The 20116-nt window shown below is 63.3% G+C and carries 11 protein-coding genes; 7 read left to right on the top strand and 4 right to left on the bottom strand.

The window, feature by feature from the left end; translation table 11 throughout:
• Nucleotides 1-205: 205 nt before the first annotated feature.
• A complete protein-coding gene (locus tag AC1RME_RS25325) occupies nucleotides 206-4084 on the top strand; it encodes an amino acid adenylation domain-containing protein (RefSeq protein ID WP_493091907.1) in 3879 nt (1292 codons plus the stop codon).
• 60 nt (nucleotides 4085-4144) lie between these two features.
• Here AC1RME_RS25325 and AC1RME_RS25320 read toward each other — a convergent pair whose 3' ends face one another.
• From AC1RME_RS25320 to AC1RME_RS25310, 3 genes are all read right to left on the bottom strand, one after another.
• Nucleotides 4145-8614 carry a hemagglutinin repeat-containing protein gene (locus AC1RME_RS25320; protein ID WP_493091906.1) on the bottom strand — a complete coding sequence of 1490 codons (4470 nt, stop codon included), beginning with the start codon at nucleotides 8612-8614 and terminating at the stop codon, nucleotides 4145-4147.
• Between the two features lie 94 nt (nucleotides 8615-8708).
• The gene (locus AC1RME_RS25315) at nucleotides 8709-10436 is read right to left on the bottom strand and encodes a ShlB/FhaC/HecB family hemolysin secretion/activation protein (RefSeq protein WP_493091905.1); all 1728 of its coding nucleotides are present in this window, start codon (nucleotides 10434-10436) and stop codon (nucleotides 8709-8711) included.
• 105 nt (nucleotides 10437-10541) lie between these two features.
• Nucleotides 10542-11675, bottom strand: a complete 1134-nt coding sequence (locus AC1RME_RS25310; protein WP_493091903.1) for an MFS transporter — start codon at nucleotides 11673-11675, stop codon at nucleotides 10542-10544.
• A 97-nt stretch (nucleotides 11676-11772) separates the two neighbouring features.
• Between AC1RME_RS25310 and AC1RME_RS25305 the strand changes: the two genes are divergently transcribed.
• The 3 genes from AC1RME_RS25305 (at nucleotide 11773) to AC1RME_RS25295 (ending at nucleotide 15357) form a co-directional block, all read left to right on the top strand.
• Nucleotides 11773-12537 (top strand): AraC family transcriptional regulator, encoded by a 765-nt coding sequence (locus AC1RME_RS25305; protein ID WP_493091902.1) that lies wholly within the window; start codon nucleotides 11773-11775, stop codon nucleotides 12535-12537.
• A gap of 109 nt (nucleotides 12538-12646) precedes the next feature.
• The gene (locus AC1RME_RS25300) at nucleotides 12647-13768 is read left to right on the top strand and encodes an HlyD family secretion protein (protein WP_493091901.1); all 1122 of its coding nucleotides are present in this window, start codon (nucleotides 12647-12649) and stop codon (nucleotides 13766-13768) included.
• Complete coding sequence (locus tag AC1RME_RS25295; RefSeq protein WP_096822022.1) at nucleotides 13765-15357, top strand: DHA2 family efflux MFS transporter permease subunit; 1593 nt, start codon at nucleotides 13765-13767, stop codon at nucleotides 15355-15357. The genes AC1RME_RS25300 and AC1RME_RS25295 overlap by 4 nt, the downstream gene beginning before the upstream one ends.
• Before the next feature lie 4 nt (nucleotides 15358-15361).
• On the opposite strand, the gene AC1RME_RS25290 is transcribed toward AC1RME_RS25295, so the two are convergent.
• Nucleotides 15362-15802 carry a carboxymuconolactone decarboxylase family protein gene (locus AC1RME_RS25290; RefSeq protein ID WP_096822023.1) on the bottom strand — a complete coding sequence of 147 codons (441 nt, stop codon included), beginning with the start codon at nucleotides 15800-15802 and terminating at the stop codon, nucleotides 15362-15364.
• A gap of 252 nt (nucleotides 15803-16054) precedes the next feature.
• Here AC1RME_RS25290 and AC1RME_RS25285 point away from each other — a divergent pair, with 252 nt between their 5' ends.
• The 3 genes from AC1RME_RS25285 (at nucleotide 16055) to AC1RME_RS25275 (ending at nucleotide 20049) form a co-directional block, all read left to right on the top strand.
• Nucleotides 16055-16561 (top strand): sigma-70 family RNA polymerase sigma factor, encoded by a 507-nt coding sequence (locus AC1RME_RS25285; RefSeq protein WP_192558533.1) that lies wholly within the window; start codon nucleotides 16055-16057, stop codon nucleotides 16559-16561.
• A complete protein-coding gene (locus AC1RME_RS25280) occupies nucleotides 16561-17520 on the top strand; it encodes a FecR domain-containing protein (protein ID WP_493091900.1) in 960 nt (319 codons plus the stop codon). The genes AC1RME_RS25285 and AC1RME_RS25280 overlap by 1 nt, the downstream gene beginning before the upstream one ends.
• A 99-nt stretch (nucleotides 17521-17619) precedes the next feature.
• Nucleotides 17620-20049, top strand: coding sequence for a TonB-dependent siderophore receptor (locus AC1RME_RS25275; protein WP_493091899.1), 2430 nt, complete (start codon nucleotides 17620-17622; stop codon nucleotides 20047-20049).
• The last annotated feature ends 67 nt before the right edge of the window (nucleotides 20050-20116 follow it).

Raw genomic sequence — 20116 nt, 5'->3', positions numbered from 1 at the left:
AAATGCTTCAACCCCACAACAAGAAACACCGCCAAGGATTGGCGTCATGCAACGGTTCCAGCCCCGCCTGACACACTTGGCGCCCCCCTGAAAAACTGAGAACGGCGCTTGCCGTCGATTCCGGACCTGTCGCTTTCGCGCCAACCGGAATGGGCACGGTATTGCCTGCCGAAAACCCGACGCAACGGAAGAAAGGATGACTCTTATGCGTGACGTACACTCGTGCCCGCTTTCCACGGCACAGCAGGAAGTCTGCCTGGCCATCAGCCAGAACCACAGCAACCTCAACTACCATCTGTGCGATGTCATCGAGCTGCGCGGCGAGCTGAACCTGACCTGGCTCGAAGCCGCCATCGGCGCGCAGTTCCGCCAAACCGACACCCTGCGCGCCACCTTCAGGACCGACCCGCAGACCGGCACCTTCGCCCAGTACATCCAGCCCATCGATACCCTGCCAGCCAAGGCCTTCGAGCATCTGGACGTCAGCGACCAGCCTGACCCCGAAGCCGCCTGGCGCCAGGTGCTCGACCACCTGTTGCAAACCGACATGGACCTGCAACACGGCCCGTTGATCCGTTACGTGCTGATCCGCCTCGCACCCCACCACCACCGCATGATTGAACTGGCCTCGCACCTGGTGGTGGACGGGTTCGGCCACGGGATTCTGTTCGGCAACATCACTGCCCACTACAACGCCCTCAGTCGCGGCGAAGGGGTCGAGCCGTTGACGCTGGCGCCGTTGTCGAGCGTGTTCGAGGCGCAGGAGGAATATCGCCTCAGCGAGATGCACAACAAGGATCGCACCTACTGGCGCCAGTACTGCCTGAAGATGCCCGAACCGACCCAACTGGTGCCGGGCGATGCGCCGCTGATCCGGCTCAATCGCCTGCGCAAAGTGTTCGGCGGCAAACCCCTGCAACGCCTGCGCGCCGCCGCCAGCGAACACCAACTGCGGCTGTCGAGCATCCTGCTGGCACTGTGCGCGACTTACTTGCAGCGTATGACCGGGCAAGACGAACTGGCGCTCGGCATGCCAGTGGCGGCACGTCAGCTCAAGGCCCTGCGCAACGTGCCGTCGATGGTCGCCAACATCCTGCCGCTGCACCTGTCGTTCAACGCCGAGAGCACGGTGCTGACGGTGGCGGCCAACCTTCAGCGGCAACTGCGCCATCACTTGTTGCACCAGAGCTACCGCAGCGAAAGCATGATCCGCGACCTGCACGCCGAGCGCGGCAACAAGCCGCTGTTCAACACGCTGCTGAACATCGTCGCCTACGATCAGGGGCCGGGGTTTGCCGGCTGCGAAACCACCCTGCAGAACGTCGCCAACGGACCGGCGGATCATTTGGGCATCGACATCTTCGACCGTCACGCCGATGGCCGGTTGGAGATCGGCTTCAATGCCAACGCCGACCTGTACTCCCCTGAAGCGCTGGAGCTGCATTACCAACGCCTGACCGCGCTGTTCGAACGTTTCGCCACAGCGCCCGAAACCCTGGCGGCCGACTACGATCTGTTTCTGCCCGACGAACAGCAGCGCTTCTACTCGTACCCGCAAAGCGATGCGCCGTTGCCGGTATTCGCCGAGGCCTTCGCCGAGTCCGTCCGCGAACATGCCCAGCGCCCGGCGCTGAGCCAGGGTGGGCGACACCTGAGCTATGCACGCCTCGATGACGAGGCCACCCGACTGGCCGCGCATTTGCGCGAACGCGGTGTGCAGGCCGGTGACTGCGTGGTGGTGATGTTCTCCCGCAGCCTCGAATGGGCGGTGGCCGCCGTGGCCCTGTTCAAACTCGGTGCCTGCTATGTACCGGTGGACCCGGACCTGCCCGAGGCACGGATCGAACACATCTTCAGCGATGCCGATCCGGCGGTGGTGATCGTCGCCCCCGGCAGTCAGCTCAAAGTCGAGATCGCCGCCGACAAACAGCTGTGGCTGAACACCGAGTTCCTGGCGCAACTGCCGCCGGCCAACGAGCCGTTGGCGCCGTTCGAGGCGGGGCTGCCGGGTTATCTGATCTACACCTCCGGCTCCACCGGCAAGCCCAAAGGCGTGGAAGTCACCCAGCGCAATCTGGTGCCGATCGCTCGCACCGCCATCGACGCCGCGCAGTTGCAGCCCGGCGCGCGGGTGCTGCAATTCATCGCCGCCGGTTTCGACATGTCGGTGCTGGAAATCATGATGACCCTGTTGGCCGGTGCCGAACTGGTGATCACCGACAAAGTCACCAGCGCTCCCGGCCGGGCCCTGGCGCAACTGGTCAAGCGTGAAGCCATCGATTTGCTGGTGATGACTCCGAGCCTGCTGGCCTGTCATCAAACCGAGGACTTCCCTCAGGACACCGTACTCATGCTTGGCGGCGAGCCGTGCACCCCGGCGCTGCTGGCGCGTTTCTCCCATTGCCGCCTGCTCAACGTTTACGGCCCGACGGAAACCTCCTTCGCCACTTCGATCAACGCGCATTACGGTGCCGGTGATCTGTCCATCGGACCGGCCACCGCCAACACCCGTCTGTACGTGGTCGACAACCGCCAGCGCTTGTTGCCGCCGGGGGCCTGGGGCGATCTGTTCATTGGTGGGCCGGGCGTTGCGCGGGGCTATCGCAATCGTCCCGACCTCACGGCCAAGGGCTTTGTCGCCGACCTGCTCGACGCGCAAGACACCATGTACCGCGCGGGCGACCGGGTGTTTTTCGATCATGCCGGGCGCATTCACTACCTTGGCCGGCAGGACAACCAGATCAAGCTGCGCGGTCTGCGCATCGAGCTGGACGAGATCAAGAACGTCCTGCTCGGTTGCGCCGGCGTCGATGACGCCACGGTCATGCTGCGTGAACTGGCCCACGGTCCGGCCATCGTCGGCTACGTGGCGAGCAAGGATGAAAGCCTCGACAGCCAGCAACTGAAACAGACGCTCGGCCGGCACCTGCCGCAACACATGGTGCCGAGCGTGATCATGCGCGTGGCCGAGTTCCCGTTGACCCCCAACGGCAAACTGGCCGTCGATCGCCTGCCCGCGCCGACGCGGCAGGACGCAGCCGAACTGTCGCCTGCGCAGACCCCGGAAGAAGCCACGATGTGCAACCTGTTCGCCGAAGCCCTGGGTTGCAGCGAAGTGTTTGCCAACCAGAGTTTCTTCGACCTCGGCGGGCATTCGTTGCTCGGGTTGCAACTGGTCAGCCGGATCAAGGAACAGTTCGGCATCGCGCTGGGCATCGCCGATTTCCTCGCAGGACCGACCCCGCGACAACTGGCCCGACGCCTGCAACACAACACCGGTGCCAGCGATCCGTTCGACGCCGTGCTGGCGCTGCGCACCGAAGGCAAGCGGCCGCCGCTGTTCTGCATCCACCCCGGCGGCGGGATTGCCTGGCCCTACGCAGGACTGTTGCCGTACCTGCCCGAGGATCAACCGCTGTACGCGCTGCAATCGCCGATCCTGCGCGATCCGACGCGGGTGATCGAGTCGCTGGATGAACTGGCCGAGGAATACCTGCAACGCATCATCGAGCTGTATCCCGAGGGGCCGTATCAACTGGCCGGCTGGTCGGTGGGCGGCAACCTGGCGTTGCGCATGGCAGCGATGTTGCAGGCCCGGGGACGTGAGGTGAGCTTCCTCTGCATGTTCGACAGCTACCCGCTGCAAGGTGGCCCGGCCTCACTGAAACTCGACGATGCGATGATCATCAGCCGCATGACCCGCGCCATCGTCGGCACGCCACGGGCCGGTCTCAAGGGTCTGAAAAGTGCGATGGAAGAAGTGCTCGGCAGCCGGCAGATCGGCGACGAGTTCCTGAGCCGTCTGGTCGACGATTCGAAGCGGATGCTGGAGTTGTTGGGCAGGACGCAGTACGAACAGTACCGGGGCGATATGTTGTTCATCCGTGCCACCGCAGACATCCTGCGTCAGGATGAACAGCAGCCGTCGCTGTGGTCGCCGTACATCAGCGGCGAGCTGATCCGGCATGACGTCGAAGCCCCCCACGAGTGCCTGTTGCAGCGTCAGTACCTGGAGCAATTCGGCAAACGCTTTGTGGAGGAACTGCTCAAGCGGCAGACCGTTCACACGCTGACCGCGGTTTAACCGCTACAAAAAAAGGTGGGAGCCCGTTACCGGGCTCCCACCTTTTTTATTGCCGACGAATCAACCTCTTTCGTCGATCCCCGCTTGCAGGGACTGGCTGTCCAGGTGACCGCTCAAGGTCACCGGGCCGACTTTCAGGTTACCGTTTTCAAGGGAAACCTTCGGTGCGTTTTCTTCGGTTTTGTGCGGCAGATCCAACCCGGCTTTCACGCCGTAGTCGCGGTTGCTCAGGTCGCTGCTGCTGACCTTCGAACCATCCAGATCGACGTTGCCCCCGGTGGCGGAAATCCGCGCGCCAGTCAGTTGCGTAGCGCCGCCGACAGTGAGGTTCACACCCTGGCTGCCGCTGATACCGGAAGCCTGTTTCACGCTGTCCTTGTGCGCGTATTCGCCGTCGACTTTCAGCGTTGGCTTGTAGTCGGTGCCAGCCAGCTTGCCTTTGTCATCTGCGGGCGTCTTCTTGGCGGTCAGGCCCAGATCCACATCGACCTTGGCATGAGTGCTGGTGTCCTGACGGCTTTCGACCGTCAGATCACCGGCCACTTTGCCGCTGACATTGCGCGCATCGATCCGCGCACCGCTCAGGCTCGCATCGCCCGCGCTGTTCAGCACCACAGTGTCAGCCTTGATCTGACTGTTCTGCTGGGTGGTGCCTTGCAGGTAGTCCACGCCGACTTTGGCCCCGGCATTGAAGCCGTGATCGCTGCTGACTTTTTCATCGGCGGCGGTAGGCGTACTTTTGCTCAGATTGCCGCCGGCGTTCAGCGCAACGTTCCAGTTGTTGCGGTTGTCGCTGGACTGTGCGGACTCCTGAACGAAGCCGCCCTTCTGCGCGTCGATGTTGACGTTTGGCGCGCTGACCTGAGTGCCTTGCAGGCGCACCGAGTCGCCGCTCAGCGCAATGCCGTTCTGGCTGTTGAGCTGACCACCGGTGAGGGTCTGCGTGTTCTCGTTGACCCGACCGATGTTGAAGTTGCCGCTGAGGTTGCCGCCCTGATCACGGCTCTTCTCGCTGCTGGTTTTGCTGCCGCCCGCCTTCAGGCCACCACCGAGATTGCTGCCGGTGGCGACGTGCGTGTCGGTGGCCGCTTGCAGGTCGAGCTTGCCGTCGGCCTTCAGGTCGATGTTGCCGACGCTGTCGATCTTCGTGCCTTGTTGAACCTGATTACCGCCGCTGCTCAATTGCACCGGGCCGTTGCCGCTGATGCTGGCGACATGCGCCTGGGTGTCGGTGGTCTGGTTGCCTTTGTGATCGAGCTGGAACCCGGCGCCGAGATCGACATTGGTGCCGTCGGTGCCCGGCAAGGTGCCGACGGTCAGCGAGCCGTTGCCACGCAGGCTGGAGCTGTCGCTGCTCTGACGGTCGTTGGCCTGATTCAGGGCCAGATCACCGCCGGTCTTGACGCTGACACCGCCCTGGCCGCCGTCGAAACGGCTGCCTTCGAACTGTGCGTCGCGGGCGACATTAATGTTCACGCCCTGATTGCCAGCGTAACCACCGACCACCGCCGTGGCGCTGTTCTTGCTCGACTGGCTGCTGCCGCCCGCGCCGCTGCCGGCCACGTTCACGTCTTCACCGGTCTTGGTGTAGACACGCACATCGACCTTGGCATCCACCGAATTTTCGGTGCTGCTGCGGGTGTTGTTCGCGGCATCGGCCACCAGTTTGTCAGCGCTGATGTTCACTTTGCCGGCGCTGGCGTTGTACTGGGTGCCCTGGTCGTGCAGCGTGCCGCCGACCTTCACGTCCACGGTCTTGCCGTCGAACTGGCTGACCACGGCGTTGCTGCTCTGCTCGGTTTTATCCGCGCTGGCATGACCGACCGCCACGTCGATACCGACGTTCGGCTGACCGAGATTGGCCAGTGCGTCCTTGTCCGGCACTTTGCCGTCGAGCACGTCTTTCACCGCGCCGGCAATCGGCCGGGCGATGTCTTTGTACTCGACGTTGGCGCCGATGTCTGCCGACCAGTTGCTCTCCTTGTGAGTGCTGCTCTCGGTGTTGCTGGCAGCACGGTTGTCCACTTCGTTGGCGGCGACGTTCAGACCGTTGCCGGACTTCAGTTGCGCACCCTCGGTGACGAGTTTGTCAGCGTTGATGTTCAGGCTGCCGCTGCTCTGCACACCGGTAGTTTGCGCAGTGGTTTTGCCGGTGGTGTCTTGCGAAGTGCTGTGCGAGAAATCCACGCCGCTGCCCGCGCGGTCGAGGCCGCCGGTGTAGTAGAAACCGCCGCCGGTGCTGCGGGTCTCGGTCGAAGTATTGTGGCTGTCCTGCTCGGCCAGCAACGAAACGTTCTTGCCACTCAGGGTGGTGTCGCCGGCGGTGGATTTCACCTCAGCGCCCTTGAGCGTCACATCGCCGCCCGCCTTCACTTGCACAGTGCCGCCGCTGAGGCTGGAACCCTGCTGCGTGACGTCGTTGGCGGTGACGGTTTGCGCCTTGTCTTCGTAATGCACGCCGGCGCGATATTGCTCCGCCGTCTGCTCCTTGGCGTAAGCGTCGAAGCCACGGGTCTGTGTGCTGTTGCTGCTGTCGTGGGTGTTCTGCGTCGAATGCACATTCACATCACCCGCCGCATCCGCCGTCAGCGAACCGCCGGCCTTGACCGTGGAGCCGGCGACTTCGATGTCCTTGGCGCTTTTCAGCTTGAGGTTGCTGTCCGACACCAGCTCGCTGCGCACCGTGGTGCTGTCCTTGCTGTTCTGCCGGGACTCGTCCTTGGTGATGCCGAAGAACTTGCTGTCCTTGTCGTGGTTGTTGCTGTGCGAGGTGTTCTGCACGCCGTCGATGGTCAGCGAACCGTTGTCGCTGATCACGCTGGCGTCCTGGCCGCCACGCACCTGGCTGCCGCTGATGCGCACGTCGTCTGCCTTGACCACCAGTTTGCCGGCCGCGTTGATCTTGCTGCCCTGATGCTGGGTCTGGCCCTTGTCGGCGTCGCCGGTCTTGCCGAAGAAACCGCCGCCGACCAGATCACCGGAATAGCGGTTGTCGCTGCTGCGGTTGGTGCGGGTCGCGGTGGTGATTTCCACTTGTTTGCCGGCCAGTTGCAGATCGCCGGCGCTGTTCAGCTCGGCGCCTTCGGAGCGCAACAGTGCAGCGGTTTGCAGGGCGATGTTGCCGCCTTTCAACTGGCTGGTGACGCTGCGCTGCTCTTCGCTGCTGCTGTCCCAATCGGCTTTCCACAGGTGCTTGCGGTGCTTGCCCTGATCGGTCTGGGTGTGGCTTTCAGTGGCGGCGGTCAGGCGCAGATCGCCACCGCTTTGCACGCTGAGGTTGTTCTTCGCTTCGACCTTGGCCGCTTTCAGTTCGGTGTCTTTGCCGGACGACAGTTGCGCGTCGCGGCTGGCGACGATCTGGCTGCCGTGCTGGCGCGAATCGCTGTCAGTCTTGGTGCGCTCGTAGGTTTCCCAGGTGATGCCGATGGTGCTGTTGTTCCAGTTCTCGCGCTGTTCCTGGAGCTTGCGGCTCTCGACGGTGGTCAAGGTCAGATTGCGTTTGGCATCGACCTTCACATCACGACCGCTGACGTCGGTGGCGGCCAGCGTCAGATCCTTGCCGCTGTGCAGGCCGACGTCGCCCTGGCTGCTGCGGATGCCGGCGCGGGTCACGTCGAGGCTGTCCGGGATCGCCTGGCCGCTGACGCTCAAGTCGCCAGCCGAACGAATCTGCACGCCGTCACGCCCGGCGACTTGCACAGCCCCGACCTTCACGCCTGCGCCTTCGGCGGTGCTGACGATGTTGATGCGCCCGGCCTGCATCGCGCCGAACAGGCTGGCGTCGATCCGCTGATCGGTGGTGTTGCCCGCCGGGTCCACGGCTTTCACCTGGCCGCTGGCGTAGTCGATCTGATTGCGTCCGACAGTGAGGTTCAGTTGATCACGTGCAGTGATCGCACCCTGGCTGTCGATGCGCGGTGCGATCAGGTTGATCGAGCCTTCGCCATTGCGCAGCCCGCCGCCCTGAATCTGCAGCTGGCCGCTGGCATCGCGGGTGCTCAGGGCTTGCAGCTTGCCGTCGTTCAGCTCGGGACGGCCGACCACCAGATTGGCGTTCGGCGTGTTGATGAAACTGCCGCCGTTCACCGAAATGCCGTTCGGGTTGGCGAGCACGTAGTCGGCGGAGCGACCGAAGATTTCCTGGGCGCCGTTGATGGCCGACGGGTTGCGGCTGATCACTTCGTTGAGGATCACGCTCGCGGCCTGACCCTGCAATTGCGGGTTGGCCGCCAGTTGTCCAGCGAGCTGCGATTGCCCGGCCTGCAAGGCGTTGTTCAGCACCAGGCCCTGACGGTCGACGTTGTAGTCGAGGAACTGGTTGTGCGACAGGCCCGAGCCGTTGGGCGCCACGATATTGATGATGGGCACGCCGCCCTGGTTCTGCAATTGCGCGGTGCCGCCAGGGCCGGGTGTGACCACCACACCACCGGCCATGGCGCCCGGCAGATGAGCGACCAGGAACAGGCTGGCGATGGCCCAGCGCAGTTTGCCCCGTGGGGAAAGATGAAACGCAAAGGTATTCATTGGCATAAAAAACTCTCCATGTAGTGCGGCATCACGTTGCGCGTTGAGTAGAAGGCCACGGCTGTCGCGCTCAGGTCCGATGGCTGTTGTTCACTGACGTTCATATCTGTAATCCGACCCGCATCAGCCAGGTTTCAGGCTCGCTGTGCAGACCGGTCGGGGTGTTGAGGCTGCGTTGGTAATCGACATCCACTTGCAGGTTTTTCCAGCCCAGGTTGAGGCCGATGCTGGCGCCGCTCAGGCGTTGAACCGAGGCGCCGTGGTCGGCCTTGATCCAGCCGTGGTCGAGTCCGATTCGCGGGGTGAGCTGCACGGGAAAATCACTGCGCAGCGGCAGGCGCAAGGTATTGCGCCAGATCGCACCGCTGGCGCCGGACGCGCTGCTGACCCGATAACCGCGCACGGCGGAATCGTCGGTGCCGAGCAGTTGTTCGATCGCTGGCAACGGATCCGGGCTGTACTGTACGTTCAGTTGGCTCTGCCATTGCCAGGCTTGCGCGCCGAGCTGGCCGTTGCGCCACTGGCTGAGGCCGGCGCGGTACTTGCGAAACTGTGCTTTGGGCAGGTTCTTAACCTGATGATCGGCATCGTCGTCGGCACCCAGCCAGCGCAGGCCCTGGGCGTAGTTGAAATCCAGGTTCCACACCGCGCGATCGAGCCAGAACAGATTGAGCCCGGCCTCGGCCACGGTCAGGGTCGGGCTCTGGATGCCGAGGCGGACGTTTTCCAGGTAGCTATCGACGTCCTTGTGCGCCAGTTGCAGGTTGGCGCTGAGCTGATGGCTCTGGTCGCGCCACAACACGCGGTCGGCGCGCAGGCTGAGCTGATCGGTGATACCGGTGCTGTGCAGGGTCGCCGCGCTGAGCTTGAACGGCGCGCGATATTCGGCGTGGCTGGCAAAGGTGCTGAACGTCCAGTAACCGTAGGGAATCGCGTAATAGAGGCTGGCGTTGCGGCTGTAGCGGTCGCCCTGATTGAGCGTGTCGCTGGCACTGAGGCTCAACAGGTCGTTGAGTTCGAGCGGACTGTCGAGCGTCAGGCTGAGCGTGTCGCGATCGCGGCCGGTGCTGACGCTGCCGAGGTTGTCGAAACCGGCGCCGAGTGCCCAGCGCGACTGCCCCGAGGTCCGCGAACGCAAGATGATTTTTGACGCGCCGGGCTGGCTGCCGGGAGCAACGTCGGCGGTCAGATCGAGCGAGCGCAGACGATTCAACTGATCCAGCCCCTGCTCCAGATCCCGCAGGTTCAGCGGCTTGCCGAGCATGCCGGGAAACGCGCCACCGAGGGACACCGGCAGGCTCTGGTCGGCCAGTTCGATGGATTCGATGTAGCCTTCGTCGATCAGGATATCCAGCGACTGGCCCGCTGCCGGCGCACTGCTCAGGTACGGCCGGCTGGCGATGTAGCCCTTCTCCACGTACAGCGCGGTGATGGTCGCCAGCAAATGGTTGATCTGGCCCACGCCCATGCACGGCGCCAGCAGCGGTTTGATCCGGGCGTTGAGTTTGTCCTTATCGATCAGCGTGACGCCGCCGATGCGCGTGCCGCTCAGGGGCCAGCAGCGTTCGTCGGGTTTGATCGATTCAGCAATGGCCGGGGTGGCAGGCGCCGGGCCGAACGCGCCGCGCTCCAGTTGCCGCTTGCGCTGTTCGAGTTGCAGTTGTTGCAGATCGCGCTGTTGCAGTTGTTGCTGGCGCAGCACTTCCTGGCCCGGGGCTGGAGCTTCGGCGGCGAGAACGCTGGGCGCACACACACTCAACAACAAGGCCGACAACAGCGGGCGAGGCAGGAAACTACAACGGGTAACAGCGCGAATCGAATACGGCACTCAACATCCTTGCAATCAAATGGCTTAATGCCATCCCATCAATTGCAGTGATAGTCAGAGCCTTCCTACACAATTGCAAGACGCTTCCTACGTTGCTTACATTTCTTAAACAAATGCCTTTTTAGCGCGGATCGCCAGCAATAACGCGAGCAAGTTGCAGATCATCAGGGTTTCCCCGAGGGCCTGAGACCACGCTGCCAACATCAATCCCGCACCGATCAGCAGGTAATAAAACAGCCCCAGCAATGCACCGGCGGTGCCCAAACGATCGGTGTAATTGCTCAGCGCTGCGCCCAGAATGTTCGGGATCGCCATGCCGAACGCCAGTACCACCAGCAACATCGGCAGCACGAACCAGACATGCGTCTGCAACAGCCACACGCCGATGCCACCGAGTAAACCAGTGAGCGCTGCCAGGCGAATCAACTGCAGCGGCCTGCAACCGATGTGCAGCAAGCGTTTGTTGAGCCATGCTCCAAACCCTGAGGCCAATGCGAGCATCACGCCGCTGTAGCCGAACTCTGAACTGCTCAGCCCAAGCCGCTCGAACAGAAATGGCCCGATGCTGTAGTAACTGAACAATGCGACGTTGAACGATGCAATCCACAGCGCCGAACGCCAGATACGGGGATCGCGCAACATGTCGCCCATGGTTGCGAACAGGCCAACGGAGGTGAGTAGCGACGGACGGGTTTCCGGCAGGTTGCGCCAACTCCAAATCCACAAGGCCGATGCCAGCAACAGCAGCGCACCGAGCACGCCGCGATAACCGAAGCCCTGAACCAGGCTCGCGCCGCTGAACAGACCGATGGCCGGGCTGGCCGCGAGTGCCATGCCCACCAGAGAAAACACCTGGGCCAGTTCGCTCCCGCGATAGCGGTCACGCAATAACGTCTGGGTCACCACCGAGCCGACGGCGGCGCCAAATGCCGCCAGCGCCTGGGCCATCAACAAGCCGTTGAAACTGCGCACGCTCAAGCCGAGTACGCAGGCAACCGCATAAATCGCCAGACCGGCGAGCATCGAGGGCCGCCGGCCAATCCGGTCGCACACCCGGCCCCACGTCACCACACCAAACGCGAAAGCCAGGAAGTACACCGACAGGGTTTGCGCCGCTGCTTGCGGTCCAACATCAAATGCACGGCCGATATCCCCCAGCGCCGGGCTGAACAGGGTCTGGGCGATTTGCGGAAACATCAGCAGCGCAATCGCCAACATCAAAAACTTTCTATGGCTCATCACCATGACTCCTCAACAAAAACGCCGAGGAGTTTAAAAAGAGGCAACTGACGTATTATCCAAACCCTGACAATTTATCGTTGAAATCGGACAACCCATGGCCTGGCTCGAAGCCCACGACCGTTTTGACCCGGATCGCTTCCCTGCGCCGGTAATCGGCATCGCCTCTACCCTCGGCGATCACGACTCCGGCCTGCATCGGCATCAGCGCGGGCAACTGCTCTACACCCGACAGGGCTGCACGCGCATCACGCTGGCGCAGCAGCTGTGTCTGCTGCCGCCGTCGCGGGCGGCGTGGATTCCCGGTGGCGTCACGCATCGGGCGGTGATGCAGCAAAGCGTCGATTACCGCTCCATCTACCTGACACCCGAGTTGTGTCGCGAGCTGCCGCAACAGGTCTGCGTGATCGAGGTCAGCCCGCTGCTGCGCGCCGTGCTGGAACCGATGGCGCTTGCCGATTTCGCCACCGATTGGCAGCAGGGCAAATTCGTCCATCTGCTGGGGCTGTGCCTGAGTGAAATCCGTGACGCGGCGCAGCAACCGATGCTGCTGCCGCTGCCGCAAGACAAACGCCTGGCGCCTCTGCTTGCACGCCCCGAACAACTGCCACCGGAGCTGCAAGTGCTGGAGCAACAGATCGGCGCCAGCAGCCGCACCATCGGCCGGATCTTCCAGAAGGAAACCGGCATGAGCTATCAACAATGGCGCCAGCAATGGCGATTGATGCGCGCCATGGAATTGCTCGCTACCGGCCGTAACCTCGGCTATTGCGCGTTTGAACTGGGTTTCGCCAGCGACAGCGCATTCATTGCGTTCTTCAAGACCATGACCGGCACGACGCCCGGCACCTGGCTGCGATAAGCAAACGACGACCGGCAGCAAAAATCATTTGCCACAAAATATTACCTGCGTCATATTACAGCCGTAATAACAACCCGTTTTTGCCGGTATCAGCCGCAGGTATTACGCCATGACCAGCATGCCCACCGTTGAACCCGATCTCGCCGTTCCGGTCAGCGCTTCCAAACCTCCCCTGCTCAAACGCCTGCTGTTGCCCACTGCGGGTCTGGCCGCGCTGGTGTTCGCCGGGGTGTACGCCGCGCATTGGTGGGGTGCCGGTCGATTTCTCGAAGAGACCGACGATGCCTACATTGGCGGTGACGTCACGGTGATCGGGCCGAAAGTCGCCGGTTACATCGAAGAAGTGTTGGTCAGCGACAACCAGCCGGTGAAGGCCGGCGACGTGCTGATCCGCCTCGACGCCCGCGACTATCGCGCCAATCTGGCCAAGGCCGAAGGCGCCGTCGCCGCCGAAGAAGCGCTGCTGGCCAACCTCGACGCCACCGAACAACTGCAACAAGCGGTGATCGGTCAGGCCCGCGCCGGCATCGATGCTGCCGGTGCCGAAACCGCCCGTTCCCGGGACGACAACGCACGCTACAAACGCCTGGTGACCACCAATGCAGTCTCGGTGGAAAGTGCGCAACGGGCCGACGCCACCTTCAAGACCGCGCAAGCCTTGAGCGCCAAGGCCCAGGCCGAACTGCTGGCTGCGCAACGCCAACTCACCGTGATCGAAACCCAGAAACAACAAGCCCGCGCCGCCCTCCAGCAAGCCCGGGCCGAACGTGATCTGGCGCAACTCAACCTCGGCTACACCGAATTGCGCGCCCCGGTCGACGGCGTGATCGGCAACCGCCGCGCACGGGTCGGCGCCTACGCTCAGGCCGGTTCGCAACAATTGTCGGTGGTGCCGGCCAGCGGTCTGTGGGTCGATGCCAACTTCAAGGAAGACCAACTGGCGCGGATGAAACCGGGCCAGCGCGTGAGCATCCGCGCCGACGTGTTGTCCGGTCAGGAATTCCACGGCCGCCTCGACAGCCTCGCCCCCGCCACCGGTTCGCAGTTCAGCGTGCTGCCGCCGGAAAACGCCACGGGCAACTTCACCAAGATCGTCCAGCGTGTGCCGGTGCGGATCCTGCTCGACCCCGCCGACGGCGTGCTCGGTCATCTGCGTCCGGGCCTGTCGGTGACGGCTGAAGTCGACACCCGTGCCCAGCCTGAAACCACCGCCGTGGCCAGCGCGCCATGAGCCGCGCCCTCGCTGTCCCTGCGCAGCCGTTCAATGCCGCCGAGATGGCGACGGCAACTAAAGTGTTCGCCTTCGCCACCATGTGCATCGGCATGTTCATCGCGCTGTTGGACATTCAGATCGTCTCGGCCTCGCTGCGGGATATCGGCGGCGGGTTGTCCGCCGGCACCGATGAAACGGCGTGGGTGCAGACCAGTTACCTGATCGCCGAGATCATCGTGATCCCGCTGTCGGGTTGGCTGTCGCGGGTGTTCTCGACCCGCTGGCTGTTCTGCGCCTCGGCAGTCGGTTTTACCCTCGCCAGCCTGTTGTGCGGCGCGGCCTGGAACATCCAGAGCATGATCGCCTTTCGGGCGCTGCAAGGGTTTCTCGGCGGCTCGATGATTCCGCTGGTGTTCACCACCGCATTCTTTTTCTTCACTGGCAAACAACGGGTGATCGCCGCTGCGACCATCGGTGCAGTGGCCTCGCTGGCGCCGACGCTGGGGCCGGTGATCGGTGGCTGGATCACCGACATCTCGTCCTGGCACTGGCTGTTCTACATCAACCTGGTGCCGGGGATTTTCGTCGCCGTGGCGGTGCCGATGCTGGTCAAGATCGATCAGCCGGAACTGTCGCTGCTCAAGGGCGCGGACTATCTGAGCATGGTGTTTCTGGCGCTGTTTCTCGGCTGCCTGGAATACACCCTCGAAGAAGGCCCGCGCTGGAACTGGTTCAGCGACCAGACCATCCTGACCACCGCGTGGATCAGCGCCCTGGCCGGCGTGGCGTTCGTTGGCCGCACGCTGCACGTGGCCAATCCGATCGTCGACCTGCGCGCGCTCAAGGATCGCAACTTCGCCCTCGGCTGCTTCTTTTCCTTCGTCACCGGGATCGGCCTGTTCGCGACGATTTACCTGACGCCGCTGTTTCTCGGCCGGGTGCGTGGCTACGGTGCGCTGGACATTGGTCTGGCGGTTTTTTCCACCGGGGTGTTCCAGATCATGGCGATTCCGCTGTACGCCTTTCTGGCCAATCGCATCGATCTGCGCTGGATCATGATGGCGGGCCTGGCGTTGTTTGCGTTGTCGATGTGGGAATTCAGTCCGATCACCCACGATTGGGGTGCCGGGCAATTGATGCTGCCGCAAGCCCTGCGCGGGATTGCCCAGCAACTGGCGGTGCCGCCGGCCGTAACGCTGACGCTTGGCGGGCTGGCGCCGGCGCGGTTGAAACACGCTTCGGGCCTGTTCAACCTGATGCGCAACCTGGGCGGTGCGATCGGGATTGCGGCGTGCGCGACCATTCTCAACGACCGCACCAACCTGCACTTCACGCGGTTGGCGGAGCATCTGAACAGCAGCAACGAAGCGTTGAATCAGTGGCTGGCCCAGGTCGGCGGCAACTTCGCCGCACTGGGTCAGAGCGGTGACGTCGGCATCACCGCCGGCCTGCATCAGTTATGGCTGCTGACCTACCGCGAGGCGCAGACCCAAACCTATGGCGACACGTTCCTGATGATCATGGTGTGCTTCGTGATCGCCACGGCGATGGTGCCCTTGATGCGCAAGGTACAACCACCGGCCGCGCCGAGTGCCGATGCACATTGACCGATCAGGCTTGTGGGGTTTTGCGAAAGCCCACGGCCAGACGGTTCCAGCTGTTGATGGTGCTGATCGCCACGGTCAGGTCGACCATTTCTTTCGGCGAAAACTGGGCAGCGACCGCTTCGTAATCTTCGTCCGGGGCGTGGGTCAGGCTCAGTTGGGTCAGGGATTCGGTCCACAGCAGCGCGGCGCGTTCACGGTCGGTGAAGAACGGGGCCTCGCGCCAGGCCGTCACGGCGAACAATCGACGTGGGGTTTCGCCGCCCTTGATCGCGTCAGTGGTGTGCATGTCGATGCAGAACGCACAGCCATTGATTTGCGAGGCGCGCAGCTTGACCAGTTCGATCAGGGTCTTTTCCAGCGGCAGTTTCGAAACGGCGGTTTCCAGGGCGATCATCGCTTTCAGGGCGTCTGGGGAAGCGGTGTAGAAATCGGCACGAGGTTTCATGGTGGTTCTCCGGGGCGAGTGAATGTGTGGCTACGTTAGTCCCGGGGGCGGGTCAGGCAAATAGCCAATCTCCCGGAAGACGAGTAGGCCACTTGGTTGGCGTCAGAAAAGAAAGTGTCGGGGGGCAATTGCCAGCGCTCGTTCCGTGCCACTAGAATGCGATCAATTCTTAATTGCACACTTTTCGCACTCTCGATTGCACCTCTACATTGCAACCAGGCAACGGACGCCCGAAACGAGTATCTGCCCTTCATGTCGTCCCTCGATCAGCCCTTGAATCAGCAAGTCCAGACGCTCTACAGCGAACACCACGGGTGGCTGCAGGGCTGGTTGCAGCGCAAGCTGGGCAATCGCTGCGATGCGGCCGACCTGGCGCACGATACGTTCCTGCGCCTGCTCACCCGCCAGGTGATCAAACCGCTGGGCAGCGAACCCCGGGCGCTGTTGACGCACATTGCCAAAGGTCTGGTGATCGACCGCTGGCGCCGTCAGGACATCGAGCGCGCCTACCTGGAAACCATCGCCAGCCTCCCCGCCGACGAGGTGCCGTCGCCGGAGACCCGCTATCTGATTCTCGAAACCCTGTGGCGCATCGAAGCGTTGCTGCGCGAGTTGCCGGCGCAGACCCGCGACACTTTCCTGCTGTCGCAGATCGAAGGCCTGACCTACGCGCAGATCGCCACGCGCCTGAGTGTTTCGCTGATCACCGTCAAACGCCACATGCGCGCCGCGTTCATTGCCTGCCTGAGTGTCGCCTGATGAGTTCGTCGATGATCAATCCGCAGATTCTCGGTGAAGCCGCCGACTGGCTGGTGCAGTTGCATTCGGGCAGCGCCTCGCCGTCCGATCATCAGGCCATCGCCCAGTGGCGCAACCGCAGCGCCGAGCACGCCATCGCCTGGCAACGGGCCGAAGCGTTGCTGGGGGATTTACGCAGTGTGCCGGCCAATGTGGCGATCCAGACCTTGCAACGGGCTTCGCGCAAAGAAGGCCTCAGCCGTCGTCAGACGCTCACCCGCCTCGGCCTGCTGTTGATGGCGGGACCACTGGGGATCGCCTCGCAACATGTGCCCTGGCAGCAATGGACCGCCGATCAGCGCACCGCAGTCGGCGAGCAAAAAACGCTGCAACTGCCGGACGGCACTCAGTTGCTGCTCAACACTGACAGCGCCGTGAACATCGCTTTCAGCCCGGTCGAACGCCGGGTCTTGCTGCTCAACGGCGAGGTGCTGATCAACACCGCCAGCGATGCCGCCGCCCGCCCGTTCATGGTCGAAACCCCACAAGGCGTGGCCCGTGCGTTCGGCACGCGGTTCTGCGTGCGCACCGAGGGTTCGCGCAGCCTGGTGTCGGTGCTGGAGGGGCAAGTACAAATCACCCCGGAACTGCTCAAGCAAAATGCAATGCTCAAGGCCGGCGAGCGCCAGCGCTTCAAACTGAACGGCTTCGACAGCGCCGAAACCTTCGACACCGCGAGCCTGGCCTGGGACAAAGGCATGCTGCTGGCCAGCAACATGCGCCTGGACGAATTGCTCGGCGAACTGAGCCGCTATCGTCGGGGCGTCTTGCGCTGTCATCCGGACGTCGCGGCGATGCGCGTGTCCGGGGCGTTTTCCCTGCGCGACACCGACGCCAGTCTGCGTCTGCTCAGCGACACCCTGCCGCTGAACATCAACAGCCTGACCCGCTATTGGCTGTCGGTCGAACCCCGTGTCTGAACCCGGTGAAATTATTTTCGATGTTCACTGATACCTTTTCGCGTCTCGTTCGGTGAGTGGATAGACCTTTCAATTCCACGCGCTCGACAGGATCGCCGAATGACCGCATTGCCCACGTCCCGCCCCGCCACTTTCCCGCTCAAGGCCCTGAACCTGAGCCTTGCCCTGGCCTTCGGCGCGCTGCTGCCGACCCTCGGCCACGCCGCCGACAGCACCCGCGAAAGCGCCAGCCAAAGTGTCAACATCGGCCCCGGCCTGCTCAGCCATGTGCTGGCGCAATTTGCGGTCAGCGTCGGCGTGCCGTTGTCGTTCGATCCGGCGCAACTGGGCAATCGCCAGAGCCCCGGCCTGCAAGGCAGTTACACCGCGCAGAGCGGTTTTGCCCGCTTGCTGGAAGGCAGCGGTTTCGAGCTGATCAGCACAGGCCACAACGGTTACACCGTAGCCCCGAAAGTCGCGGCGGACGGTGCACTGGAACTGGGCGCCACCAACGTCAGCGCCTTGCGCGACGACAGCGGCGACACCTACGGCGGCGAACAGGTCGCCCGCCGCGCGCAGGTCGGCATGCTCGGCAACCAGGAGGTCAACGACCTGCCGTTCAGCGTCACCAGTTACACCGCCAAGACCATGGCCGATCAACAGGCACAAACCGTCGGCGACGTGCTGCTCAACGATGCCTCGGTGCGCCAGTCCAACGGCTTCGGCAACTTCTCGCAGATGTTCATTATCCGCGGTCTGCCGCTGGCCTCCGATGACATTTCCTATAACGGCCTGTACGGCGTGCTGCCCCGGCAGATCATCGCCGTCGAAGCGCTGGATCGGGTGGAACTGTTCAAGGGCCCGAACGCGTTCGTCAACGGCGTGACCCCGAGCGGCAGCGGCATCGGTGGCGGGATCAACCTGCAACCCAAACGCGCCATGGACACGCCGACCCGCAGCGTCACACTCGACTACAGCGCCGACGGTCGGGTCGGCGGGCATCTGGATCTGGGCCAGCGCTTCGGCGAAGACAACCGCTTCGGTGCGCGGGTCAACCTGATGCAGCGCGAAGGTGACACCGCCGTCGATGACGAAGACCAGCGCTCGTCGCTGTTCAGCGTCGGCCTGGACTATCGCGGTGAACGCCTGCGGGTCTCGACCGACTTCGGTTATCAGAAGCAGGTGATCAATCAGGGGCGCTCGGTGATCTATGTCGATTCGAGCCTGACAAAAGCCCCCAAGGTGCCGGACGCCAACGCCAGCTACGCCCAGCGCTGGAGCTATTCGCAACTCGAAGACACCTTCGGCATGGCCCGCGCCGAATATGACCTGAACGACAACTGGACCGCCTACGTGTCCGGTGGTGCCAAGCACACCCGCGAGAACGGTGTTTACTCGTCGCTGACCGTCACCGATCTCAACGGCAGTGCCCGCGGCGGTATGCTCTACTCGCCCCACGACGAGGACAACCAGAGTGCAATGGCCGGGCTCAACGGTCGCTTCGACACCGGTCCCGTTAGCCATCAGTTGAACCTCGGTTGGGCCGGCATCTGGGGTGAACAGCGCTCGGCCTACGAAACCATCGGCAGCGCCGGGCGTTACAGCACCAACCTGTACAACGTCACCGACAAGCCGCGCCCGCCCGCCACCTCGTTTGCCAGCGATATCAACGACCCGCGCATCAGCGGCAAGAACACCCTGCGCAGCGAGGCGATTTCCGACACGCTCGGCTTCGTCGATGACCGCATCCTGCTGACCCTCGGCGTGCGCCGTCAGACACTGAAAGTCGACGGCTGGAGCACCGTCACCGGGGCACGCACGTCGAGTTATGACGAATCGATCACCACCCCGGTCTACGGCCTGGTGATCAAGCCGTGGGAACACGTGTCGTTCTACGCCAACCGCATCGAAGGCCTGGCCAAGGGCCCGACGCCGCCGACCACCGCGATCAACCGCGACGAAACCTTCGCCCCGGTGCGCAGCAAACAGGTCGAGGCCGGCGTGCGCCTGGACATGGGCAGCTACGGCGCCAGCCTCGGCGTCTACCGCATCGAACAGCCGTCGAGCTACACCCAGGACGGGATCTTCCGGGTCGACGGCCAGCAGACCAACAAAGGCGTGGAACTCAACGTCTACGGCGAACCGCTCGACGGCCTGCGCCTGCTCAGTGGCGCGACATTGATGAAGACGGAACTCGAAGGCAGCGCCAACGGCGTGAATGACGGCAACCGCGCCGTCGGGGTGCCGCGCTTCCAGTTCAACCTCGGCGCCGACTGGGACATTCCGGGCCTCGAAGGCGCCGCCCTCAGCGCCCGCATGTTGCGCACCGGCGGTCAGTACCTGAATGCGGCCAACACCCAGAGCATTCCGGCGTGGACCCGCTTCGACCTCGGCTCGCGCTACGCCTTCAAACTGGACGAAAAACAGATCACCCTGCGAGCCAATCTGGAAAACGTCGCCAACGAAGCCTACTGGGCCTCGGCCAACGGCGGCTACCTGACCCAGGGCACGCCGCGTACGCTGAAAGTCTCGGCGACTGTGGACTTCTGAGTCGCGGCACTTCATCTGCCGCCCCAACGAAAAAGAGCAGGCCGTGGCCTGCTCTTTTTTATGTTGG

This window comes from Pseudomonas sp. GW822-FHT03F08 (assembly GCF_058801265.1).
Note: the sequence above shows the minus strand (reverse complement) of the source record. Positions and strands in the feature narration are given on the sequence as shown.

What these genes read in the sequence shown, in the direction of transcription:
- AC1RME_RS25325 (WP_493091907.1), top strand. Translation starts at nt 206, where the DNA reads ATGCGTGACGTACACTCGTGCCCGCTTTCCACGGCACAGCAGGAAGTC.
- AC1RME_RS25320 (WP_493091906.1), bottom strand. Translation starts at nt 8,614, where the DNA reads ATGCCAATGAATACCTTTGCGTTTCATCTTTCCCCACGGGGCAAACTG.
- AC1RME_RS25310 (WP_493091903.1), bottom strand. Translation starts at nt 11,675, where the DNA reads ATGAGCCATAGAAAGTTTTTGATGTTGGCGATTGCGCTGCTGATGTTT.
- AC1RME_RS25305 (WP_493091902.1), top strand. Translation starts at nt 11,773, where the DNA reads ATGGCCTGGCTCGAAGCCCACGACCGTTTTGACCCGGATCGCTTCCCT.
- AC1RME_RS25300 (WP_493091901.1), top strand. Translation starts at nt 12,647, where the DNA reads ATGACCAGCATGCCCACCGTTGAACCCGATCTCGCCGTTCCGGTCAGC.
- AC1RME_RS25295 (WP_096822022.1), top strand. Translation starts at nt 13,765, where the DNA reads ATGAGCCGCGCCCTCGCTGTCCCTGCGCAGCCGTTCAATGCCGCCGAG.
- AC1RME_RS25290 (WP_096822023.1), bottom strand. Translation starts at nt 15,802, where the DNA reads ATGAAACCTCGTGCCGATTTCTACACCGCTTCCCCAGACGCCCTGAAA.
- AC1RME_RS25285 (WP_192558533.1), top strand. Translation starts at nt 16,055, where the DNA reads ATGTCGTCCCTCGATCAGCCCTTGAATCAGCAAGTCCAGACGCTCTAC.
- AC1RME_RS25280 (WP_493091900.1), top strand. Translation starts at nt 16,561, where the DNA reads ATGAGTTCGTCGATGATCAATCCGCAGATTCTCGGTGAAGCCGCCGAC.
- AC1RME_RS25275 (WP_493091899.1), top strand. Translation starts at nt 17,620, where the DNA reads ATGACCGCATTGCCCACGTCCCGCCCCGCCACTTTCCCGCTCAAGGCC.